This is a genomic window from Streptomyces anulatus (assembly GCF_014650675.1).
Lineage (GTDB): Bacteria > Actinomycetota > Actinomycetes > Streptomycetales > Streptomycetaceae > Streptomyces > Streptomyces anulatus.
Map to the genome: position 1 here is coordinate 598,644 of NZ_BMVK01000001.1, position 22,701 is coordinate 621,344.

The 22,701-nt window shown below is 71.7% G+C and carries 20 protein-coding genes; 8 read left to right on the forward strand and 12 right to left on the reverse strand.

The annotated features are described in order from the left end of the window. Positions 1 to 14: 14 nt before the first annotated feature. From IE272_RS02645 to IE272_RS02655, 3 genes are all read right to left on the reverse strand, one after another. Positions 15 to 794: a maleylpyruvate isomerase family mycothiol-dependent enzyme gene (locus IE272_RS02645; RefSeq protein ID WP_190006163.1), complete on the reverse strand. Its 780-nt coding sequence runs from the start codon at positions 792 to 794 to the stop codon at positions 15 to 17. Between the two features lie 110 nt (positions 795 to 904). Next, positions 905 to 2,749 (reverse strand): FG-GAP-like repeat-containing protein, encoded by a 1,845-nt coding sequence (locus IE272_RS02650; RefSeq protein WP_157875706.1) that lies wholly within the window; start codon positions 2,747 to 2,749, stop codon positions 905 to 907. 45 nt (positions 2,750 to 2,794) lie between these two features. After that, the gene (locus IE272_RS02655) at positions 2,795 to 3,244 is read right to left on the reverse strand and encodes a hypothetical protein (protein WP_050357882.1); all 450 of its coding nucleotides are present in this window, start codon (positions 3,242 to 3,244) and stop codon (positions 2,795 to 2,797) included. Between the two features lie 512 nt (positions 3,245 to 3,756). On the opposite strand from IE272_RS02655, the gene IE272_RS02660 reads away from it, so the two are divergent. Together IE272_RS02660 and IE272_RS02665 are read left to right on the forward strand one after the other, a co-directional pair. After that, positions 3,757 to 7,347: a polymorphic toxin type 17 domain-containing protein gene (locus tag IE272_RS02660; RefSeq protein WP_190006164.1), complete on the forward strand. Its 3,591-nt coding sequence runs from the start codon at positions 3,757 to 3,759 to the stop codon at positions 7,345 to 7,347. Beyond that, on the forward strand, positions 7,347 to 7,817 hold the full coding sequence (locus tag IE272_RS02665; protein WP_190006165.1) for a hypothetical protein: 471 nt from the start codon (positions 7,347 to 7,349) through the stop codon (positions 7,815 to 7,817). The genes IE272_RS02660 and IE272_RS02665 overlap by 1 nt, the downstream gene beginning before the upstream one ends. Positions 7,818 to 7,890: 73 nt before the next feature. Here IE272_RS02665 and IE272_RS02670 read toward each other — a convergent pair whose 3' ends face one another. Then, a complete protein-coding gene (locus tag IE272_RS02670) occupies positions 7,891 to 8,469 on the reverse strand; it encodes a hypothetical protein (protein WP_190006166.1) in 579 nt (192 codons plus the stop codon). A 177-nt stretch (positions 8,470 to 8,646) separates the two neighbouring features. Between IE272_RS02670 and IE272_RS02675 the strand changes: the two genes are divergently transcribed. Beyond that, positions 8,647 to 8,940 carry a hypothetical protein gene (locus IE272_RS02675; protein ID WP_073741800.1) on the forward strand — a complete coding sequence of 98 codons (294 nt, stop codon included), beginning with the start codon at positions 8,647 to 8,649 and terminating at the stop codon, positions 8,938 to 8,940. Between the two features lie 23 nt (positions 8,941 to 8,963). On the opposite strand, the gene IE272_RS02680 is transcribed toward IE272_RS02675, so the two are convergent. From IE272_RS02680 to IE272_RS02690, 3 genes are all read right to left on the reverse strand, one after another. Continuing rightward, positions 8,964 to 10,037: a glycoside hydrolase family 15 protein gene (locus tag IE272_RS02680; RefSeq protein WP_050357877.1), complete on the reverse strand. Its 1,074-nt coding sequence runs from the start codon at positions 10,035 to 10,037 to the stop codon at positions 8,964 to 8,966. Next, positions 10,034 to 10,765: a class I SAM-dependent methyltransferase gene (locus tag IE272_RS02685; RefSeq protein WP_050357876.1), complete on the reverse strand. Its 732-nt coding sequence runs from the start codon at positions 10,763 to 10,765 to the stop codon at positions 10,034 to 10,036. Before IE272_RS02685 ends, IE272_RS02680 begins: the two co-directional genes overlap by 4 nt. Positions 10,766 to 10,835: 70 nt before the next feature. Then, positions 10,836 to 12,149, reverse strand: a complete 1,314-nt coding sequence (locus IE272_RS02690; RefSeq protein WP_057662348.1) for a glycosyltransferase family 4 protein — start codon at positions 12,147 to 12,149, stop codon at positions 10,836 to 10,838. 266 nt (positions 12,150 to 12,415) lie between these two features. Here IE272_RS02690 and IE272_RS02695 point away from each other — a divergent pair, with 266 nt between their 5' ends. Continuing rightward, positions 12,416 to 13,027 carry a TetR family transcriptional regulator gene (locus IE272_RS02695; protein WP_057668200.1) on the forward strand — a complete coding sequence of 204 codons (612 nt, stop codon included), beginning with the start codon at positions 12,416 to 12,418 and terminating at the stop codon, positions 13,025 to 13,027. Here the strand turns inward: IE272_RS02695 and IE272_RS02700 are convergent. The 3 genes from IE272_RS02700 to IE272_RS02710 all read right to left on the reverse strand — a co-directional run bounded on the left by IE272_RS02700 (position 12,993) and on the right by IE272_RS02710 (position 14,901). Continuing rightward, a complete protein-coding gene (locus IE272_RS02700; RefSeq protein WP_190006167.1) occupies positions 12,993 to 13,655 on the reverse strand; it encodes a 4'-phosphopantetheinyl transferase family protein in 663 nt (220 codons plus the stop codon). The genes IE272_RS02695 and IE272_RS02700 overlap by 35 nt on opposite strands. 10 nt (positions 13,656 to 13,665) lie before the next feature. Continuing rightward, the gene (locus IE272_RS02705) at positions 13,666 to 13,917 is read right to left on the reverse strand and encodes an acetyl xylan esterase (protein ID WP_073741796.1); all 252 of its coding nucleotides are present in this window, start codon (positions 13,915 to 13,917) and stop codon (positions 13,666 to 13,668) included. Positions 13,918 to 14,043: 126 nt separating this feature from the next. Further along, a complete protein-coding gene (locus tag IE272_RS02710; protein WP_190006168.1) occupies positions 14,044 to 14,901 on the reverse strand; it encodes a class-II aminoacyl-tRNA synthetase family protein in 858 nt (285 codons plus the stop codon). A gap of 429 nt (positions 14,902 to 15,330) precedes the next feature. Here IE272_RS02710 and IE272_RS02715 point away from each other — a divergent pair, with 429 nt between their 5' ends. Genes IE272_RS02715 through IE272_RS02730 form a run of 4 tightly spaced genes read left to right on the forward strand, consistent with a single transcriptional unit; the run spans position 15,331 to position 20,741 of the window. Continuing rightward, the gene (locus IE272_RS02715) at positions 15,331 to 16,419 is read left to right on the forward strand and encodes a phytanoyl-CoA dioxygenase family protein (protein ID WP_190006169.1); all 1,089 of its coding nucleotides are present in this window, start codon (positions 15,331 to 15,333) and stop codon (positions 16,417 to 16,419) included. Next, positions 16,401 to 17,711 carry a DUF6271 family protein gene (locus IE272_RS02720; RefSeq protein WP_190006170.1) on the forward strand — a complete coding sequence of 437 codons (1,311 nt, stop codon included), beginning with the start codon at positions 16,401 to 16,403 and terminating at the stop codon, positions 17,709 to 17,711. Before IE272_RS02715 ends, IE272_RS02720 begins: the two co-directional genes overlap by 19 nt. Next, positions 17,708 to 19,474: a condensation domain-containing protein gene (locus IE272_RS02725; RefSeq protein ID WP_190006171.1), complete on the forward strand. Its 1,767-nt coding sequence runs from the start codon at positions 17,708 to 17,710 to the stop codon at positions 19,472 to 19,474. Before IE272_RS02720 ends, IE272_RS02725 begins: the two co-directional genes overlap by 4 nt. Then, complete coding sequence (locus IE272_RS02730; RefSeq protein ID WP_190006172.1) at positions 19,464 to 20,741, forward strand: MFS transporter; 1,278 nt, start codon at positions 19,464 to 19,466, stop codon at positions 20,739 to 20,741. The genes IE272_RS02725 and IE272_RS02730 overlap by 11 nt, the downstream gene beginning before the upstream one ends. Before the next feature lie 104 nt (positions 20,742 to 20,845). Here the strand turns inward: IE272_RS02730 and IE272_RS02735 are convergent, their stop codons facing one another. Further along, positions 20,846 to 21,079, reverse strand: coding sequence for a ferredoxin (locus tag IE272_RS02735; RefSeq protein ID WP_190006173.1), 234 nt, complete (start codon positions 21,077 to 21,079; stop codon positions 20,846 to 20,848). Continuing rightward, complete coding sequence (locus tag IE272_RS02740; RefSeq protein ID WP_050357860.1) at positions 21,079 to 22,548, reverse strand: aldehyde dehydrogenase; 1,470 nt, start codon at positions 22,546 to 22,548, stop codon at positions 21,079 to 21,081. The genes IE272_RS02735 and IE272_RS02740 overlap by 1 nt, the downstream gene beginning before the upstream one ends. Positions 22,549 to 22,701 lie beyond the last annotated feature (153 nt).

Genomic DNA, 22,701 nt, shown 5'->3' on the forward strand with positions numbered 1-22,701 from the left:
CGCTTCCCGGCGGCTCAGCCGAACGACGACCGGTCCAGCCAGAAGTCCAGCAGCGCGGCGTCACCGAGCACCTCGACCCGCGGACTCGTCGGCTCCAGGCGGCGGTTGAAGACGAGCATCAGATCGGTGAGCGTTCCGCGCAGCGCGACGGTGGCCTTCTCGTGCGCGTGCCGCCAGGTGAAGCGGTCGTCGCCGAACTCGATCAGCCACTCCGCACCGGGAACATCGGTGGCGTGCAGGTGCAACGAGCGCCCGCCGCCCCGCAGTTCCGCCGCCTCCGGATCGCCCTCTTCCTGGGCCAGGGAGACGATGCGCAGCCATTCCTCGATGGTGTCGGCGGCCACCTCGGCGTCGACCTCGTACGGGGCGCGGGCGGCGAGTGCCGCGTCGGCCCGGTGCACCGCTGTCTCGTGCGTCATGCGCCGCGCCCAGAAGGCCGTTCGCTGCTCCGTCACCCAGGTCCACACCTCGGCGTCCGGCCCGGCTTCCCGCAGGGCCTCGACGGTGGCGGCCGCACCTTCGGCGAGCCAGGCGTCCAGCGCGGCCGGGTCGTCGCCGACCGGGCCTTCGAAGCCGGGCACCTTGTCCTCCGGGACCTCCTCGGCGGCGCGGGTGCGAACGATCTCGCCGACCCAGCGGTGCGCGCCGCCGACGTGGACGGCGAGTTCGCGCAGGGTCCAGTCGGGGCAGGTGGGGACGGTCGCGGTGAGGTCCGCGCCGGTCAGCACCGCGCGCAGGGCGTCGGTCTGGGCCAGGATCTCGTCGCAGTAACGGTCGTGGGAGAGAAGGGTCATGCGGCGCACCCTAACCGGCGGAACCCGGGTTGATCACCCGGATATCCGCCGGTCGTGGTCGGTGCGAGGAGGATCGGCCGGCCGTCTCGCCCACCGGCCGATCCAGAGGGTCAGACGACGCTGCCGGTCCAGTTCTTGACCGGGGCCTTGACGCCGGTTCCGGTGCTCGTGAACGAGAACAGGCTGTCGATGCGCCGGCCGTCGGCGGACGTCCCGGACCGGTAGAGGACACCGACGTCGGCCTTGCCGTCGTTGTTGAAGTCACCGGACACGGGCTGGCTCGCGGCCCAGGAGAAGGATCCCGTGCTGGCCCATACCTCGCGGGGTGCGGCGAAGTCCGTGCCGGTGCTCGCGAAAGTGAAGAGCGCGGACTGGTGCACGCCCGCCTCCGTGGTGCCGCGGTTGTAGAGGACGGCGATGTCGTCCCGGCCGTCGCCGCTGTAGTCCCCGGAAGTCAGCTTGGAGGCGTTCCAGTTGAAGGAGCCGCTGCTGGTCCAGGTCTTGCGCGGGTTGTCGAAGGCCGTTCCGTTGCTGCTGAAGGTGTACAGCGACGAGACGAACTTGCCGTCGGCGGACTTGCCGCCGTTGTAGAAGACGGCGATGTCGTCCTTGCCGTCCTTGTCGTAGTCGCCCGAGGTCACCTGGCCGGCCGACCAGGTGAAGCCTCCGGTGGTGGTCCAGGTCTTGCGCGGGTTGGCGAAGCCGGTCCCGGTGCTGTTGAACGTGTAGAGGGAGGACACCTGGCCCGTGTCGGAGGAGCCGGAGTCGTAGAAGACGGCGACGTCGTCCTTGCCGTCCCCGTTGTAGTCGCCCGAGGTGACCTTGCTCTTGCTCCAGGTGAAGCCACCGGGGGTGGTCCAGGTCTGCTTGGGCGAGCTGAAGCCGGTGCCGGTGCTGGTGAAGGTGTACAGCGAGGTGATGGCGCCGGTTTCGGAGGCGCCGGAGTCGTAGAGGACCGCGAGGTCGTCCTTGCCGTCGCCGGTGAAGTCGCCGGCGGTCAGCTGGCTCTTGCTCCAGGTGAAGCCGCCCGGGGTGCTCCAGACCCTCTTGGGCTCGGCGAAGCCGGTGCCGTTGCTGTAGAAGGCGAAGAGCGAGGACCTGTTACTGCCCGTCGTGGAGGGGCCGTTGTCGTAGAACGCGGCGATGTCCTCCTTGCCGTCGCCGTTGAAGTCGCCGGAGGCGGCCTGGGACTCCCCGGGCAGTCCGCGGACCTGGGTGACCCAGTCGACGAGGTCGTCGGTGCGGGTCTCCACCGCACCGGGACGGGTCTCGTCGGAGCCGAAGCAGCCGGCCTGCCAGGAGGCGCTGTGGACGGCGGCGAGCAGGACCTTGCCGTCCTGCTCGCGCAGCGCGGGACCGCCCGCGTCGCCCTTGCAGATCGCACCGCCGTCCCGGGTGACGGCCACCGTGGTCGCATCGGACGCGGTCACGGCGACCGTGCCGGCGTGCAGCCGGTCGGGCACCCAGGACGTCGCGGTACGCCCGTAGCCGAGCGCCCGCAGGCTCTCGCCCGCCACCGGGGCGGAGTCCGCGAGCAGCAGCGGGGCGATGTCCGTGACCGGCTGGGCCAACTTGGCCATCACCAGATCGCGGTCGGTGCGGGAGACCAGCTCGGTCACCTCGACGACCTTCCCGCCGGTCCCGGTCAGGTCCGTGCGCCCGATCGTCGCCGTGGTCTTCAGCGCCGGGGCCCCGGCGGGAAGCGGGAAGGCCGGCTGTCCCGCCGCCGCGAAGCAACTGCTCGCGGTGAGGATCCACTGGGCGTCGACCAGCGAACCGGTGCAGGCACGCTTGGCTTCACCCTCACCGATGTCGAGCTTCGCGGTGAAGGCGTACGAACCGTCGGCGACCGCGTCACCGACCACGGCCTGCGCCGGGGAGGTGACCGTCAGCGCACCGGCCGCGGCGACCACCGCGAACAGTGCCGTACCCCGCACACGGCGGGAAGATCTCAAAGACACAAGGATCCCTTGCTCGTTCCGGATGAGTCGGGCCGACTGCTACTTGGTGGCGTGGAGCTCAAGAAGCGTGTGGTCGCGGTTCTCGGGGTCGGCGCTCTCACCGACCGGGGTCCAGGCGTTCTTGGCGACGTCGAAGGACGCCTCCGTGCCCGTGCCCGCGACCTCCATGTCGACGCGGAGCGTGTAGTCGTTGCCCTTGACCCCGTAGACCTGCGGGAGTTCGAGCGACAGGAAGCCGCTGGCGCCGGTGACCTTGAAGCAGAACTTGCCCTTGTCACGGGACCAGACCTCGACCAGTCCGGTGGCGGACGCGCAGTCCGCGAGCACGATGTGCCCATCGCCGCGCTTGAGGCGGATGCCCTGCTCGGCGAAGATCTTGTCCGCGTTCGGGTAGGCGAAGTCCTCCACGGCCACGGGCGGCAACTCGTCGGCCGCGGCGGCCGGGACGACCTGAGCGACGGGCTCGGCCCCGGCGGACGGAGCGCCCATCAGGAAGACCCCGGTGACGGCGCTCGCCGCAAGTGCGCAGGAAAGGAAAGAACGGGCTCGCACTGTTTCATCAGCCTCTCGTAGTCGGACCACAGACACGGCACGTACGAGAAGGAGCGTTGGTGCACCGCTCGACTGAATCGAGGCCCCCCTCGGTACGCAGCGTCCACTCGGCACGTCAACTTCACATGTCGAGCCGAATATTCATATCATCCCCACGCTCAAGGCCGCGGGTCTTTACCGGGCCGATTGATCTTCGGACGTATGGCGTCCGACACCACCGCTCAAGAGGTGGCCGACTTCCACGAACCGAGACCGAGTGACAGCACCCGTGAATCATCGGGCTATTACCCCATCCCGCCCGAAGGCAGGACAGAAGGCCCGGTTCGAGGCGGGGCGTCACATCCGGTGCGAGATGGCGGATGTGTTGTTTCCATCCGTTCTCGCACAAACTCAGGACGCACCGCACCCCTACGCCGGCGAAATGCCCGGCCATGCGATCAGGAGACGACATGTATGTGGACACATGGGCGGGCCGGGCGAGACGGGCCCTGTCCCCCGACGGTCCGATCACGCGGGCCGCGGTGGTGGGCGCCACCGCCCTGGCCCTGGTGGCCGGCGCCTTCGGCACCGCCGCGGCCGCCGCGGGCGTCGCTCCGCGCAGTGCGGAGGCTGCGCGGAACGAACGCGTCCAGGTACTGAACGCCTGGAAGTCGGGCGGCGATTCGACCAAGGAAGCCGCGGCGAAGGCGCTCATCGGCACGGACGCGCAGATCCACACCTTCCTCACATCCGAACTGGGTCCCTTGGTCGAAGAGGACGGCCGGGTCGCCGTTCTCAAAATGCTCGGGAATGCCGGCCCGGGAGTCCGTGGAGCGGCGCAGCAGGCGCTGTCCGGAACGCCCGACGATCTCAGCATGTTTCTTGCCAATGGCTGGAAAGCGCCCTATACGGACGATCAGCGCGTCGAAGTACTGCGGGTGATGAACGAAGGTGACCGCGCGGTCCGAACCGCCGGCCAGAACGCGCTCAACGCCGATACCGAACAGGCCCTGACCGATTTCCTCACCGAGGGCCGGTACACCGCCCGGGAAGAGGACGAGCGGGTCCAGCTCCTCACCGTCGTACAGCTCGGCGGACCGCAGGTGAAGGCCGCCGGCCAGAGCGCGATGAACGGATCGGCCCTCGATGTCCACGAGTTCATCGAGAACGGCCAGCACACCGCCCGCGCCCGCGACCAGGAGACGATGACCGTCAAGGCGCTGGCCGAACTGGCCAAGCGTGCCGGTCAGAAATCCAGGGCGGAGACGGCGAAGGCCAAGGAGACCTCGGCGAAGGCCGTCGCCGCCGCCGCGCACGCCAAGGAAGCGGCCGAGAAGGCCGCCAGGGAGACGGCCGCCGCTCAGGCGGACGCCGCCCGCGCGTCCAAGGCCGCCGGCCGTGCCGCCGACGCCGCCGACGCCGCGGCATCGGCGGCGAGCACCGCGATCCGCGCCTCCAACGAGGCCACCAGTGCCGCCCGCACCGCCTCCAACGCCGCGTCCGCCGCTGCCGCGGCGGCAGCGGCAGCCGGCCGGGCCGCCGCGAACGCCTACCACTCCGCCACAGCCGCGTCCAAGGACGCCGGGCAGGCGGCGGCCGCGAGCGCCGCGGCCAAGACCGCCCGCAACGCGGCGGCCGACGCCCGTACCGCCGCCGACGCCGTGCTCCAGGCGCTGACCGCCGTGGTCGAGTCGATCAACTCCGCGCAGGCCGCCGCCAGCGCCGGACGGAACGCCGCGGCCGCGGCCACCGCGGCCGCCGAGGCCGGGGCCCAGTCGAACGTCGCGGCGGCCGAGTCCCGGCGCGCGGCCGACGCCGCGGCCCGCGCCCGGCGGGCGGCGGCGATCTCGACGAGCGCGGCCAACAACGCGGAAGCCCTGGCCAACAAGGCTGCCGCCGCCGCGCGCGAGTCCCGTACGGCTGCCAATGACGCGGCCGCCCACGCGGACGCGGCGGCCAAGGCGGCCGACGAGGCCGTGAAGTACGCGGGCCAGTCGAAGGATTACGCCAACCAGTCCACCAAGCACGCGAACGCGGCGATCGCCGCCGCCAAGGTGGCCACCGACGCGGTCGCCAAGGCCCGCACGGTGGAAGAGACCGCCCGCGAGGCGGAGGCCGTCCGGCTGCGGAACGACCTCGACAACTCCGTCCAGGTCGCCGGGGAGATCAAGAAGCGCGAGGACGCCGCCGCGGCCAAGGAATCGGACGCGGTGGCCGAGGCCGACCGCCGCACCACCGAGACCAAGGAACTGCTCGCCGCCGCCGGAGCCGAGGGCGCCGAGCCCGCGGTCGTCGCGGCCAAGGGCCGGGTCGCCGCGTTCCACATCGTGACCGACGGGGGCCCCTGGTCCCAGCAGGCCGCCGAGGCGGCGCTGACCGGCACCGACGCCGACGTCCAGGAGTGGATCCGCACCGGATACGCCACCGCCGTCGAACAGGACGACCGGGCCCGGGTCCAGCACCTGAAGGAGAACGGCTCGGCCGCGCTCAAGGCCGCTGCCGAACAGGCGCTGGCCGGGACGCACGCCGAGGTCGTGGCGTTCCTGGAGACGGGGCAGCACACCGTCCAGGCCGACGACTACCGGGTCAAGGTCCTGGAGATGTCCAGGACCGGCGGCACCGGGGTCAAGCGGGCCGCCGGCGACGCCATCGACGCGGGCACCACCGCCGCCCTGCTGGCGTTCCTGGAGAAGGGCCAGTACACCGCCCGGGAGGAGGACGACCGGGTGGAGGCCCTGAAGATCCTCCAGACCGGCGGACCGCAGACCAGGGCGGCCGCTCAGGTGGCCCTCGCCGGTCCGGCCCGGATGCTGCGCGACTTCGTGGGCGCCGTCCAGTACCGGACGGCGCAGCAGGACTCCGAGCAGGCCGCCCACGTGGCCGGGGTGCGCAAGCTGATCGCCGAGGGCGCCCGGGCGGCGGCCCTCGCCAACCAGGACGCCTCCAGGGCGGCCGAGGCCGCGGCCAAGGCCCGTAACGCGGCCGTCGAAGCCGCCGGTCACGCCCAGGACGCCAAGGACTCCGCCGCCAAGGCCGCCGGTTTCGCCTCGGACGCCGCCAAGTCGGCCGACGACGCGGAGGCCTCGGCCCAGCGGGCCCGCGCCTCCGCCGACCGGGCCAAGTCCGCCGCGGCGACCGCGAACCAGGCGGCGGCAGCGGCGGGCGAGTCCGCACACCAGGCCGCCGCCTCGGCGTCCCGCGCCGCGGCTTCCGCCGACTACGCCTACGGTCAGGCCGCCGCAGCCGCGGCCTCGGCGGTCGCGGCGGGCAAGAGCGCGGCCGAGGCCGCCAAGGCGGCGGGCGAGGCCCTGAAGTCCGCCCTGGACAAGCTCATCGAGGAGCTGAAGGAGCAGGGCGAGGAGCCGAGCCCCGTCGAGGGCGACGGCCAGAAGGACTATCCGGCGCCGGACGAGGATCTGGAGGGCGAGGGCGGTCTGTCGGCCGCCGACAAGGCCAAGCTGGTCCTCGACATCACCGGCATGTTCGACCCGACACCCGTCAGCGACGGGTCGTCCGGGCTGATCAGCCTCTTCCAGGGCGACTTCGCCGGTGCGGGCCTCTCGCTGGCCGCGTTCATCCCCTACGTGGGCGACGCGCTCGCCAAGCCGGCGAAGTTCGCGAAGTACCTCGACGAGTTCGAGCACCTCGCCAAGTACGTCGACGACCTGGACTGGGTCGGCAACGCGATCAAGAGCGTGAAGCACCTCTCGCCCAGTCAGTACGGCGAGGCGCTCGCGAAGATGAACAAGCTGGCCGGCGACTCGGGCAAGGCCTACAAGAACAAGAACTGGCTCGCCACCGCCAAGAAGTACGACCTGCCCACCGACGGCCCGATCCCGTACGTCCCGCCGAAGGGCTGGGATCCCAAGCGGCCCCAGGTGCGGGGCGGTGGTTTCCCGGACAAGTACGGCAACATCTGGACCCGGGCCAAGGACGGCAAGGACGAGTGGGACGTCCAGATCCCGAAGGGCAAGGGCTTCGAGACGTTCGCGGGCAGCAAGAATCAGGGGAAGGACTACTCCCACGCCAACATCTCCAAGAAGGGATACGTGACCCACTGATGCGGTTCTCCCCCGACGACGTGGTCTGCCGCGTCGCACTGAACCTGGGGTGGGTGCGCACCGCGGAGGAGGCGCTGCGTGCCTGGCTGCCGCTGGTCTCCGAGCTCCGGCCGGTCTCGGCGCAGTTCGAGGAGGCCGGTCCCGACGGACTGCGCCGGGGCTACCTCGCCGATCTCCTCGTGGTGTTCCCTCCGCAGGAGGGCGGGACCGCGGAGGACGGGACCGCGGTGGCCGGGACCGCGCGCGACCGGCTGCTCACCCCGGTGGGCGGGCTCGCCCGGCGGCTGGGCCTGGACCCGGCGGCGTTCGAGGTGGACGAGGACGGCCTCGGCGGAGCGCTGGACGTCAAGGACGAGCAGGACGGCTCGCCCTACGGCGCCTACCTGGTCCTCGCCCTGACCGGCGCGGACCCTCTGAACCCCGAGGGCGAGCAGGCGGACTACGACGACACGGGTGAAGACCTGCTCTGACCCCGCACGACGCGCGAAGGGGCCGCCGTCCCACGTGGGGCGGCGGCCCTTTCCCGGTCGCCCATCCGGTCGCCTATCCGGTCAGCTGGGAGGTGGAGGGAACCTTGTCCTTCACCTCGGCGCCCGCGTCCTTGCCGGCGTTCTTGATGCTGTCGATGACGCTCTCGAACGCGCCCACCTCGCCCTCCCCCGCCTCGCCCTCGCGGAGCTTCGTCCCCAGCCCCTTGAGCGATGCGATCCCGGCGGTGAGCGGGGCGACGGCCTTCGACAGCAGCGGGTCGCCCTTGGCGTTCTCCGCCGCGGCCTTGAGCCGGTTGTAGGCGAACCCGCCCGCCAGACCCGCCTTGACGAGGGCGAAGCGCCGCCCCTCCGCGCCCTTCTTGAACGTCCCTGCGCGGTACGGCTTCACGATCCACTGGTACGTCGCCCCCGCCGCGAGCCCCGCGTTGGCGACGAACCGGGCCTTGGCGAGCCGCTGCCTCTCGGCGGAGGCCGAAGGGGAGGCCGCCGAGCGGTCCGCCGCGGGCGACGCGCTCGTCGTGTTGCCGCTGGCGGCGTCGCCGGAGTCGCCGCACGCCGTCGTGCCCGCCAGCAGGGCGCAGGACAGCAGCAGCGCCGCCAGGGTTCGGCGGAGCGGTACGGAACGGGGCACGGCGGGGCCTCCTGACCGGACCGGCCGGACCGGCCGAACCGGGCCGGACCATCCGGGCATGTCACAGCGAGTGACGCATCTCGGCACTCCCCCTCAGCCTCGCCCGCTCCCCCGACGGCCGCCACCCGGTGCGGGCCGTACGGGTTTCACCCTGCGTAAAGCGGCAACCAGAGTTCCATGTCTCCCAGAACCCGTTCAGGAAGCAGTTCAGCGGCTCGTGTCATAGCCGTCGTGGCCGACATTCTGGCCTTCGTCATCATCCTCTGGATTCTGATGTACCTGCTGGACGCCAACCGCGGCAACGACTTCGTGCAGTGGGTGCACGACTCGGCCCGCTGGCTGGCGGGCTGGTCGTACGACCTGTTCACGTTCGACAAGGCGTGGGCGAACGTCGTCACCGGATACGGCCTCGCGGCCGTGGTCTACCTCTTCATCGGGCACGCGGTGGCGGGCCGGCTCCGCCGCGGCTGAACAGGGCCCGCCCCAGGGCGCGTTCAGCGGCAGCAGTCCGGCTCCAGGCCGACCGGCAGCCGCTCGCCGCCGAAGACAGCGGTGGTCGCCTCGTCCCCTCCGAGCGCGGCCACCGCGAGCAGCAGGGAGCCCGCCGTCCAGGTGGTGAGCTCCTCGGGCCAGAAGGCCCGGTTGCCCTCGAAGACGTAGCCCGTCCAGTACAGCCCGCCCTCGGTGCGCAGGTGCTGGACGGACTGGAGGATCTCCAGCGCCCGGTCCGACTCCCCCGTCACCCAGAGGGCCAGGGCGAGTTCGCAGCTCTCGCCGCCGGTCACCCAGGGGTTGGGCAGTACGCAGCGCACCCCGAGGCCGGGGACGACGAAGCGGTCCCAGCCCTCCTGGATGCGGGCGGTGGCCTCGGCCCCGGTGACCGCGCCGCCGAGGACCGGGTAGTACCAGTCCATCGAGTAGCGGTTCTTGTCGAGGAAGCGCTCGGGGTGGCTGCGGATCGCGTGGGCCAGCGCCCCGGTCGCCAACTCCCAGTCGGGCTGCGGCTCCTCACGGCGTTCGGCGATGGCCAGCGCACAGCGCAGCGCCTGGTGGATCGAGGAGGATCCGGTCAGCAGCGCGTCGTTCACGGGCGTCCCGTCGGGCTCCCGCTTCCAGCCGATCTGCCCGCCGGGCTGCTGGAGCCCGAGGACGAATTCGACGGCCGCGAAGACCGTGGGCCACATCCGGTCGACGAACGCGTCGTCGCCGGTGGCCAGGTAGTGGTGCCAGACGCCGACGGCCACGTACGCGCAGAAGTTGCTCTCCAGACCCAGGTCGGTCGGCTGCTGCGGATCGCCGTCGTGGTAGGCGGCGTACCAGGAGCCGTCGCCGTTCTGGTTGCGGGCGAGCCAGTCGTAGGCGCGGGCCGCCGCCTCGTGCTCGCCGGCCGCGTCCAGGGCCATCGCGGCCTCGGTGTGGTCCCACGGGTCGAGGTGATGGCCCCGGAACCAGGGCAGCGCCCCGTCCTCCCGCTGTACGGCGGCGAGCGCGGCGACCGTCTCGGTGGCCTGAGCCGCCGTCAGGACGCCCGGCAGGACAAGGTGTTCGGTCCGTTCGGGGGTGCTCACGCCTCGGCCTTCGGAAGGTGCGGCTTGGTGGCGTAGGCGACGAAGCTCTTGCCGACGACCGGGTTGAGGAGCTGCTCGGCGACCCGGGTGGCGAGGGGCTTCTTCATGATGTCCCAGACCAGCAGCTTGTGGTACGCCCGCACCGGCAGCGCCTTGTCGTTGTCCACGCCGAAGGCGCACTTGAGCCACCAGTACGGCGAGTGCAGGGCATGCGCGTGGTGGGTGCCGTACGGCTTGAGGCCGGCCTCGCGGATCCGGGCGAGGAGCTGGTCGGCCTTGTAGATGCGGATGTGACCGCCCTCGACCTCGTGATAGGCGTCGGAGAGGGTCCAGCAGACCTTCTCGGGGCCGTAACGCGGAACGGTGATGGCTATCCGGCCGCCCGGCCTGAGCACCCGGACCATCTCGGCGAGGACGCCCTTGTCGTCCGGGATGTGCTCCATGACCTCGGAGATGATCACGACGTCGAAGGAGTCGTCGGGGAAGGGCAGGTTGAGGGCGTCGCCCTCCATCGCGGTGGCGGTGGCGCCCTCGGGGGCCTCCCCGGCCTCCTTCATCGCGGCGAACCACTTGGCGACCTCGCGGATCTCCTCGCCGTTCCGGTCGAGCGCGACGACCTGTGCGCCGCGCCGGTAGCACTCGAAGGCATGCCGGCCGGCACCGCAGCCCAGGTCGAGCACTCGGTCGCCGGCGGCGAGCGGGAAGCGGGTGAAGTCGACGGTCAGCACGAGGGCCTGCCTTCGAGGTCGGAGGTACGGGTTGCGACGATCGGGTCCGCGGTCGCCCGGGGGCGCGCGGTCACCTGCGGACTCCGCGGGCGATGATCGCCTGACGGTACAGCTCGGCCGTTCCGGCTGCCGCCCTGGCCCAGGTGAAATTGGCCAGCACCCGCTCGCGGCCTGCCGCGCCGAGCCGGGCGCGCAGCTCGGGGCTGTCCAGCAGCCGGGCCAGCGCCCCGGCCAGCGCGTCCGCGTCGCCGGGCGGCACGGCGAGGCAGGTCTCCCCGTCGCGGCCGGAGACCTCGGGGATCGCGCCGCCGGTGGTCGCGACCAGCGGGGTGCCGGTGGCCATGGCCTCGGCGGCGGGCAGCGAGAACCCCTCGTACAGCGAGGGCACGCAGGAGACCTGGGCGCTGCGCACGAGGTCGACCAGCTCGGCGTCGCTTATGCCCTTGACGAACTCGACGGCGTCCGCGAGCCCGTGCCGCTCGATCGCGCGGGCGACCGGGCCGTTCTCGGCGCGCTTGCCGACGACGACGAGGTGGGCGGCCGGGTTCTCGGTGCGGAGCTTGGCGAGGGCGTCGACGAGGTGGACGAGGCCCTTGAGCGGGACGTCGGCGCTGGAGGTGGTGACGATGCGGCCGGGCACCTCGGGGACCGAGGGGTCGGGGGACCACAGGTCGGTGTCGGCGCCGATGTGGACGACGCTGATCCGGTCCGCGTTCACTCCGAGGTCCTCGACGATCTCGTCGCGGGAGGAGCCGGAGACGGTGAGGACGGTGTCGAGCTTGCGGGCGACCCGCTTCTGCATCCGGGTGAAGGCGTACCAGCGGCGTACGGAGGCGCGGCGGCGGCGGTTGGCGGCGGCCTCCAGGTCGAGCCTGCGGTCCACGGTGATGGGGTGGTGGATCGTCGTCACGAGCGGGGCCCCGAGGTCGCCGAGGAGCCCGTATCCGAGGGTCTGGTTGTCGTGGACGACGTCGAACTCGCCGCGCCGGGCCAGCAGATGGCGGCGGGCGCGCAGGCTGAAGGTGAGCGGTTCCGGGAATCCGCCGGTCCACATGGTGGCGACCTCGGCCAGGTCGATCCAGTCGCGGTACTCGCCGCGCTTCGGGGTGCGGAAGGGGTCGGGCTGGCGGTAGAGGTCGAGGCTGGGCAGCTCGGTGAGCGGAACGCCCTCGTCGAGCACCGGGTAGGGCTGCGCGCCGATCACCTCGACGCGGTGGCCGAGGCGGGCCAGCTCCCGGCCGAGGTGGCGGACGTACACGCCCTGGCCGCCGCAGAACGGATTGCCCTTGTACGTGAGGAGTGCGATGCGCAACGGCCGGTCGCCGGTCCCGGCGGAGGTGCCGTCGCCCGTGCGGGGGCCTGTCTCTATGGCCTCAGCGGTCACACTCGGCCCCCTTCTGACTGCGTGTTCGCCGGAGCGTAACCGGTCGCGCTAATCTAGAACAAGTTTCAGACTTGCTAGAACAAGTTTCATACTTGATCGTTCGACGTGCATCGAATCTACCGGCAGGTAGCGTCGGCGTGACGGCCGGAACAGGTGATTCGCGCCACGACGGACGCCCTGGCATGCTGTGCGCGCCCGGCCGGGCCGCTTCGTCCGTCCGGGTGCGGAATCAAGCCATGGATCACGGATCGTGGATCGGGGACAGCATGACCGCGGACGCCAGACCGGCAGCGCCTCCGCTGACCGAACGCCAGGAGGCCCGTCGCCGCCGCATCCTGCACGCCAGCGCCCAGCTGGCCAGCCGGGGCGGGTTCGAGGCGGTGCAGATGCGGGAGGTGGCCGAGGCCGCCGGGGTCGCACTGGGCACCCTGTACCGCTACTTCCCGTCCAAGATCCATCTGCTGGTCGCGACCATGCAGGACCAGCTGCAGCACATGCACACGACGCTCCGCAAACGCCCGCCGGCCGGCGACGACGCGGCCCAGCGGGTGGCCGAGACGCTGATGCGCGCCTTCCGCGCCCTGCAGCGCGAACCGCACCTCGCGGACGCCATGGTCCGCGCCCTCACCTTCGCGGACCGCAGCGTGAGCCCCGAGGTGGACACCGTCTCCCGGCTCACCACGGCGATCATCCTGGACGCGATGGGCCTGGAACACCCGACCCCGGAGCAGCTCTCCGCGGTCCGGGTCATCGAGCACACCTGGCACTCGGCACTGATCACCTGGCTGTCGGGCCGGGCTTCGATCGCCCAGGTGAAGATAGACATCGAGACGGTCTGCCGTCTCATCGACCTGACGGCGGAGCCGGGCCGGAACTGAGGAGCGGCGCGGGGGCGCCGTCGGCTCCGGCGAGTGCCACCACGGCCGCACGGCGGTGGTCCGTCCACGCGGTCAGCCGGACGTCGTCCCGCCCGGCCTCGAACCCGGCCTTGAACAGCGCCTCCCGCCGGACCCACAACCGCAGCAGCGCCGGGCCGGGGTCCGGCCCGGCGCGGGCGGCGTCCACCTCGTCCTCCGGCAGCACCCGCCGCAGCACGGCCAGGGGACCGGGCCGGCGCGTCAGGGGCTCCACGTCGATACCGACCGGGCCCGGCCCGACCGCCGCCGCGGCGAGGCCGTCGGCGTGGCTGTAGCTGACGCCCAGCTCGGGGTGGTCCGGGAGATACGGCCGGCCGTGCCCGTCCCGCCCGCATCCGGGGCAGCGCTGGGCCGGCTCCACCGCGTCCGGCGGCAGCCCGGTGACCCGGGAGGCGCACAGCCGCAGCAGCAGCCGGGCCGCCACCACGTCGTCACGCCGGCCCGGCACCCGGATCCCCGCGAGCCGCCGCCGCTCCCACGGGGCGAGCAGGCGCTCGTCGAGCTCCGGGTGCGCCAGCACCTCAGCGGTGGTGGCCACCAGCGCCACGGTGGCCGGGCCCTGCCCGGGGGCCGGCGGGAGAGGGGTCACCGGCCAGGGCTCACCCGGCCGGCGCCTCCGCCAGGTCGGCGGAGGCGAGGAAGCGCTCCTTGACGCGGGCGAGGGTGCGGAAGTCGTCGATGGTGACCTCCTGCAGATCGATGCTGCTGCCCGAGATCTCCTCCAACAGGTCGATGAACTCCAGGAAGTCCATCGAGTCGATGAGGCGGGCCTCGATGAGGTCCTCCTCGACGCCGATCGGGCCGTCGAGGCCGGGATTCTTCTCGTTGAGCCACGCTACGACACGTTCCATGGGAGAAATCGCTCCTCTTGTCTCTGTTCGGATGGCGGCCGGCCGGCTGTTGCCGTTCGGATGACGGCAGGTCGGCCGGTCGGCCAGGAGTGAAGATCGGGTCAGGAACCGGCGGCGCGCGGCCGCTCAGGAACCGGCGGAGCGGAGCCGCTCCAGGGCCTGCTCGGCGGTGCCGTGCGCGAGGATCATCGCGTGCACCCAGCGCTCCATCCCGAAGGCGACGCAGGAGCTGTACGCGGGGCCGTGGGACCCGGCCCGGATGCCGAGCCGCTCGCCGAAGAAGTTGCGGTGCCGGTTGACGGAGGCGATGGCCGTGCCGTCGGGGGCGCTGTACTCGTACTTCACCGGGTCCAGCGCCATCAGGCGGGCCCGCGACCCCCCGTTGTCGTAGAACGGGTCGTCGGCCGCGGCCCGGGTCAGGGTCAGGCCGAGCCGTCCGGCCACCTCCTGGATGAACTCCCCGCCGCGTTCCTGGTGTTCGGCGGCTCCGTCCTTGGTGCCGAGATAGACCACCTCACGCATGTGGAACCCCCAGAGGCGGCGCAGGCCGTCGTAGTGGGTCTCGTTGCGGAAGCAGCGGCCGACCGCGGAGAGCCGCAGTCCGTCCTCGCCGACGTCCTCGCCCTCCAGGGAGAGCAGCAGCCCGTAGCAGGTCGCGGACGGCAGCACATGGCCGGTCGGCTGCAGCGGCAGGTCCCGGGGCGAGCCGCCGGAGGCCAGACCGTCGAGCGTCTCCGGGCCGAACCGCCCTGCGGAGACGCCGATATGGGGGAAGTTGCGGAAGAAGTCGAGTCGCGCCAGCCCGTCGACGGACAGCAGGGGCGGTCCCACGACCTCGGGGGCGGCGAGCCGCGCGGCGAGGCCGGTCAGCAGTTCGTCCAGGCCCCGCAGCAGGGCGGTGCGGACCGGGTCCAGCGTGATCAGCCCGGCACCGGGGCTCTTCAGCGTGATACCCGGCAGGGCCGTGATGCTGGATGTGTTCATGAAACCGCGTCCTTCTCGGTGTGGGCCGGCAAACGGGACGCCCCTCGGGCGTACGGACCACATCGCCGTGGCGTCGGCGGGCCCGAACAGGCCCGTGACCGACCGGAGTACGGGTAGGCAAACGGGATGACGCCCCGTCACGAACCCGACCGCGCCCTTGGACACTAGGCCCGTCGCTCACCTGTTGTCTAGACCAAAAATACCGAACGGCAGGTATCGATTCCGTGGCCGCCGAGTACAGGACGGCATCCCATATCCCCATATGTGGCAGACACTTGACAGCCCGGGCGGTCTGGACCAATCCTGCTGACCGACGTGGTCACGGCTCCTCCCGCCACGGCACTGCCATCCGTCCCGCCGTCCGCGGCGACCCCGCTCCCCCGGGGTCGCCGCACGGCCGGCCGAGGAGAAGGACCTGCCATCAACCTCATGACGACACCCGCCCCTCGCCGTCGGCCCCGCCTGCACCGCGCGGCGTCGGACATCCCGTACTTCAGCGCGGACGGCGAGGCCTACCTCGCGCAGACCGCCCTGCGGGAGCTCGACAAGTCGCGTCCGCTGCGCGTCCTGTCCGAGGAGGACTTCGCCCACTGGCAGACGTACGGCTACGTCATCGTCCGGGAAGCTGTCCCGGCCCCGGTGGCACGTCGACTGCTGGACTTCACCTGGGACTTCCAGGGCCTGGACCCCGAACGGCCGGAGAGCTGGTACGAGGAGCGGCCACTGCGCTCCGAGCTGGACCAGCAACTGCACATCTACGGCTTCGTGGAGGCGTACCACCACCAGCTCCTCTGGGACAACCGGCAGTCGCAGCGGGTGTACGACGCCTTCGTCGACGTATGGGACTGCGAGGAGCTGTGGGTCACCCTCGACCGGCTCAACCTCAACCCGCCCAACCGGGGCAACCGTGACCGCGCCCTGATCGAGCCGACGGACCGGGGCTTCGACATCGAGCTCCACTGGGACATCGACACCACGCTCGCCGTCCCGCCGCAGCGGGTGCAGGGCATCATCGCCCTCAACGACACCCGGCCGGAGACGGGCGGCTTCCAGTGCTGCCCGGAGCTGTTCCGGCAGTTCGACACCTGGAAGACCGGCCAGCCCGGGGACCGGGACCCCCTGCGTCCCACCATCGACCGGGACGAACTCCCCGTCGTACGACCGGATCTGCGCCCCGGCGACCTGCTCATCTGGAACGGTCTGCTCGCCCACGGAGTGGCGCGCAACCTCTCCGAGAGCGGGGTGCGGGCCGTGCAGTACCTGTCGATGATGCCCGCGCTGGAGGAGCACGAGCGGCTGCGCAAATCCCGCGTGGAGTCCTGGCGCCACCTGCGCACCCCGCGCTGGAACCGCACCCTCGTCGGCGACCCGGTACGGCCCGAGTCCCAGCGCTACGCCACGGCCGAGCTGAACCCGCTGGGCAGCCGGCTGCTGGGGCTCGCCTCGTGGCAGGACCCGGTCGAGGACACCGCACCCGCCGCGCAGAGCGGGGAGCCCTCGTGCGCCGCGTCTGTCTGACCCTGCCCACCCACCGGGCCTGCACCGGCACCATCGCGGCGACCGGCGAGGAAGCGGCGTACGGAGCACGGCAGTTCGGCGTCGAGGTGCACCTCCTGATCCTGGACTCCTCCCCCGCTCCGGTGCTCGCCGAGCACCGGAGAGCGGTGGCCGCGCTGCCCCCGTCCCCCGGCGTGACCGTCCACCATCTCGACGAGGACGAGCAACGCGCCTTCCTGCACGAGGTGATCGGCCGGTCCGGCGGCGCTCCGCCGGACCGGCTGCTGGAACTGATGCTGCCGTCCCGCGTCTCCTACGGCGCCTGCACCAACCGGGCGTTCCTCATCGCCCAGGCCCTCGGCTGCACGTCCGTCCACCGCCGGGACTCCGACAGCCGCTACCAGCACCTCGACGGCGAACCGGTCTTCCCCCTCCACCAGGAGCTCACCTACCTCGGCCGACGCGCCGATGCCGTACGCGAGTCGGCGACCCGGAGCAAGCTGCCGCCGGGGGCCGGGGAACGTCGGGTGACGATGGCCGGCGGCTCCTTCGTGGGGGAGATGTCGGTGGACGTCGCGGAGATCCGTGACCTCGACCCGGACACGTACCGCGAACTGATCGGCCTGTCGATACCCGACGGATACCCGGAGATCTGGCGCGGACATCTGATCGACGAGTCCTTCCGGGGCGCCGGGGACACCGCGTTCGACGGCGACCGCACCACGCTCGCCCCCGTCAGCCCGATGCGCGTGGACATGTGCAACATCGCGCTCGACCACGAGGTCTACCGCCGGGTCCCGCTGCCGCCCGCCACCGACACCATCGGCAGCGACTACTTCCTGATCCACCTCCTCCACGACGCCAGGATGCCCGGCGTCCAGCACAACCGGCACATCGTCAACTTCCACACGGCGGAACGGCGTACGGACGACGGGTTCGTCGCCTACCAGCTGCGCTTCGTGAAGTTCCTGCTGTCCAAGGCGTATCTCAACGCCGTGTACGCGAGGACGGCGGCGGCGGGTGACGCGCTGCTCGACGCCGAAGGCCACATCCGGGCGGGCGAGATCGCCGGATTCGTCCGGGACAGCACCGGCCTCGACCGGGCGTCGGGCGTCCACCGCCTGGACGTCCTCGACGACGCCTACCGGCGGCTCGGCGACCGCTACAAGACGGTCGCCGACATCCTCGTCGAACGCCGCTCCCGGCTTTTGGACGAGGCCCGCGACGACATGGCCGACTTCGCGCTCCTGATCGACCGCTGGGAGGCGTTGACTCGTGCGAGCGCCGAAACAGGCCTGGCCGGGACCCGATGAACTCCGCAGCCGGCAAGGACACCATGCGCCCGAACCTCCCGCACACCACCACGACCACGGTCACCGTCGCCTACGCGGGCGGTGACGAGCGCCGAGGCCCCCTGACCATGGGCCAGGCCAACATGGTCCGCTGCATCCTGCGGGACGACCCCGAGCACATCAACAACCACGACGTGTGGGCCATCCCCCCGGGCGTCGGCCCGGACGACGTCGTGGACGCCCTGCGCGCCCTGGCCCTGCGCCACGAAGGACTGCGCACCACGTTTCCGCACGCCCCCGGGTCCGCGCCCGTCGAGCAGGTCGTGGCGGCGGAGGGCACGTTCACGGTGACGGTCCTCGACCACACGGAGTTCCCCGAGGAGCCCGCGCGGTACGCCGAGTCGGTGGCGCGGGCGGCCCGCGCCGGCCGCTTCGCCCTGGACCGGGAGTTCCCCCTGCGGATCTCCCTGCTCACCCTTCGGGGCGTACCCGTCCACGCCGCCCTGGCGTCCAGCCACGCGGTGACGGACGGCAGCGCGCTGGCCGTCCTGCGGGAGGAGTTCCTCGCTCTGCTGGCAGGGGAGGAACTGCCCGCACCGGCCTCCTTCGCCCCGCTCGACCTGGCCGCCGAGGAGGCCTCCCCCACCGGGAAGCGGAAGTCGGAGGCGTCGCTGCGGTACTGGGAGCGGATCATCCGCACCGAACCGCAGGAGATGTTCGCCGAGCCGCGCGCGGCGGGCGCGGACGGCCGGGCCCGGCAGCTCACGCTCCGCTCCGGGCGGGGCGCGCGGGCCCTGGCCGCAGCGGCCGGGCGCACCGGGAACCCGGAGGCCACGGTGCTGCTGGCGGCCTGGTGCGCGCTGGTGGCCCACCGGGCGGGCCAGGACTCCTGCGTCACCGCCGTGCCGACCTCCAACCGGTTCCACGCCCGGAGTGCCCGCTCGGTGAACACCCTGTCCCAGGACGCGCTGCTCTGCCTCGATGTCCGGGTCCCGTCCTTCGACACCCTGGTCCGCAAGACCTGGGGCGCGGCGCTCAACGCCTACAAGCACAGCCAGTTCGACTCCGTGCGTCTGTGGGAGATGATCGACGGAGTCACCGGGGAACGCGGCAGCCACTTCGCGCGGGACGTGGTCTTCAACGACGTCAGCGTGCTGCCCGCGACGCTGCTCTCCACCGTTCCGCAGGAACACGTGGGCGCCGAACTGGATCTGACCTGGGGCCCGTTGCAGGCGCTGCCGACCCGCATGCTGGCCTTCACGTACGAGACGACGCCCCAGCTCCACATCTCGCTGTGGGCCGACCCCGCCCTGTTCACCCCGGGCGAGGCGGAGGGCTTCCTGACCGGTCTGGTGCGGCTGCTGGAGGCTGCCGCCGCCGGGGACGTGGCCCTGGACTCGCTGTCCGGGGTGACGGGTGTCCGGCCGGCCGAGCGCGGCCCCGACTGGGTGCGTGTGGACGGCTGTTGGGTCTCACCGTCGGCCGTACGGGAGGCGCTGTCCGGGGCGTTGGGCGGCCTGCCGGTGCACATCGACACGGACCGGGAAGCGGGCCTCACGGCGTACATGGCGCGGGGCGGCGACACCTCACTGACCCCGGACGGGGCCCACGAGGCGCTGATGGCCGAGGTCCCCGCCCACGGCGGTACCGGCGTCATCGCCCCCCGCCGCTACGTGCTCGTGGAGAGCCCGCCGGCCGAAGCGGACCGGAGTGCCGCATGGCGTGGACTGCAGATCATCGAGGAAGGGACCGGCAGAAGCCGGCAGGTACGACATGAGCATTGACGACACGACCCTCCCGCAGAAGCGGGAATCACTGCCCAGCCCCTGGCGGTCGGGCCGGTTCCGGCTGTTCTTCACGGCCCGCAGCGCGTCGCTGCTGGCCGACGGCATGCTGATGGTCTCCCTCACCACGGCCGTACTGGGAGCGGGCCACGGGGCGACCGGCGTCGGCTACGCGCTGGCCGCGTGGATGACCCCGATCGTCCTGCTGGTGCTGTTCGGCGGGGTGCTGGCCGACCGGTTCACCCCGCAGCTGATGATGATCTGCGCCGACGTGGTGCGGATGCTGGCCATGCTGACGCTGGCCGCTCTGCTCTTCTCCTCCGACAGCGTCCCGCTGTGGCAGATCATGGGGCTGATGGCGCTCAGCGGGGCCGCGACGGCGATGTTCCAGCCCGGCATGGCGAGCATGGTCCCCCGGGTCGCCGAGGACATCCAGAAGGCCAACGCGCTGCTGCGCATATCCGAGGCCCTGAGCACCCTGCTGGGCCCCGGCCTGGCGGGCATCCTGGTCGCGTACTGGCAGGTGTCGGGCTCGTACCTGGTCATCGCGGCGGCGTACGCGCTCAGCGCGCTGGTCCTGCTCCCCCTGCGGAAGCTGCACACGGAACGCGACGAGGGCGACGCCCCGATGTGGCGCAGGCTGGCGACGGGCTGGCAGGAGTTCCGGTCCCGCCAGTGGCTGTGGGGCGTCATCGCGGTCTGGTCGGTCTACGGCCTGTTCGTGTTCGGCCCCGCGCTGCCGCTGGGCGCGGCGCTGATGATCGAGCAGCACGGGGCGAGCGGCTACGGCTGGATCGCCTCGGCGGACGGCGCGGGCACGATCATCGGCGGCCTGATCGGCATGCGGGTCCGCCCGAGGCGCCCGCTGGTGGCGGGCGCCCTGGCCATGCTCTGCTTCGCACTCAACCCCCTGGCACCGGCCCTGGAATGGTCCTTCGCGGCCACGGCGATCGCCCACGTCATCGCGGGCTACGGCTTCGCGTTCTGGGGGGTGATGTGGGCGACCAGCGTCCAGTCGCACATCCCGCTGACGGTCCTGAGCCGCGTCTCCGCGTACGACGTCGCCGGCTCCATCATGGTCATCCCGCTCGGCCGCGCCCTGGCGGGCCCGGCGGCGGACGCGTTCGGCGCGAACGAGGTGCTGATCTTCTCGTCGGTCATGTCGTTCGTCCTGCTGGCCGTGATGCTCAGCGTCCCGGCGATCCGCGCGCTGCGACGGGCGCCGGAGGGGCTGCTCCGGAAGGTGGAGGGGGAACCGGCGGTCTGACTCTTTCCTCCGGGGTACGGCGCACTCGGATCCACCGCGTCCGCCGCACCTCCGCCCGGGGCTCCAAGGCCGGCGCATGCCCGAAAGGCCCCGGACGGCGCCCCTCACTCCTCCGGCGGAAACACCATCTCCCCCGACCCCGCCAGCGTCAGCGTGATCGCCTCCACCGGGCAGCCCTCCGCCGCCGCGAGGAGGTGTTCGTTCGCGTCGTGGTCCTCGTCCGTCGGGTGGGACTGGCGGGCCGAGTCCAGGCGGAAGCCGTCCGGGGCGTGGTTGACGCACATGCCGGAGCCGATGCAGACCGAGCGGTCGACCTCCACGTGCCAGCGGTCGCCCATCACGCCTCCCGGTAGCCGGCGGGCAGGTGGATCATCTTGTGCTCGAAGAACTCGCCGTAGCCCTCGGGGCCGAACTCGCGGCCCAGGCCGGAGTTCTTGTAGCCGCCGAAGGGGCCGAGCATGTCGAGGCTGAAGGTGTTCACGCTGTACGTGCCCGTGCGGACGCGGCGGGCCACGTCGATGCCGCGTTCCGTGTCGGCCGTCCAGACGCTGCCGCTGAGGCCGTACGGGGAGTCGTCGGCGATCCGGACGGCCTCGGCCTCGTCCTCGTACGGGATCAGGCAGATCACCGGGCCGAAGATCTCCTCGCGGGCGATGCGCATGGAGTTGTCCACCGAGCCGAAGAGGGTGGGTTCGACGTACCAGCCCCGCTCCTGGGAAGGGGGGCGGTTGCCGCCGGTGAGGATCTTGGCGCCCTCCTCCTGGCCCAATTTTATGTAGTCCAGGGAGCGTTGTTGCTGGCGTCGGGCCACCAAGGGGCCCAGTTCGGTGGTGGGGTCCAGGGGGTCTCCTACGCGCAGGGCGCCGGCCGCCGCCGCGAAGGCTTCCGCCATCTCGTCGTAGCGGGAGTTCGGGGCCAGGATGCGCGTCTGCGCCACGCAGGCCTGGCCGTTGATCATCCAGGCGAAGGGGACGATGCCCGCCACCGCCGCCTCCAGGTCGGCGTCGGGGAGGATGATCGCCGCCGACTTGCCGCCCAACTCCAGGGTGACGCGGGTCAGGTTGCGGGAGGCCACCTCCATCACGCGGCGGCCGGCCGCCACCGAGCCGGTGAAGGAGACCTTGTCCACGTCCCGGTGGCCCACCAGGTATTCGCTGACCTCACGGTCGGCCGGGAGGATGGAGAGGACTCCGGGCGGCAGGCCGGCCTCCTCCGCGATCTCCGCCAGTACGTAGGCGTCCAGGGGGGTTTCCGGTGAGACCTTCAGGACCGCCGTGCAGCCCGCGAGCAGCGCCGGGGCCAGCTTGGCGGCGGCCGTGAACTGCGGGACGTTCCACGGGACGACCGCGGCGACCACGCCGACCGGTTCGCGGCGGACCAGGAGGGGGCCGAGGACGCCGTCGCGTCGTTCCTCGTACGGGAAGTCGCGCGCCACCGTGATCGCCGAGTCCCAGACCATCATCGCGGCGAGCGCCTGCACCATGACGCTCGAACTGTACGGAGTGCCGTTCTGGGCGCTGATGAGGCGCGCGAACTCCTCGTGGCGTACGGCGAAGGCGTCCTTGATCCGGGTGATCACCGCGATCCGCTCGTCCAGGCCCATCCTCGGCCAGGGGCCCTCGTCGAAGGCGCGGCGGGCGGCGGCGACCGCCCGGTCCACATCGCCCTCGGAGGCGTGCGGCACGCGGCCGATGACCTGTTCGGTGTGCGGGGAGATCACCTCGATGACCTCGGTTCCCAGCGGATCGGTGAACTCCCCGCCGATGAACAGTTGTCCGTGCTCCACAAGCTCCGTACGTTCCGTCATGGCTGTTGCCTCCCGCGAACCCGTGTACCCGCGCACCCGAAACTGACTGTTCGTCAGAACTGATACCAGTTCCTGTTGCAGGAGTCCACGGCGTGGACGGCTCCCGGTGCGCGAATATGTAGTAGACCTGGGCTACCACTGGAACGAGTTCTC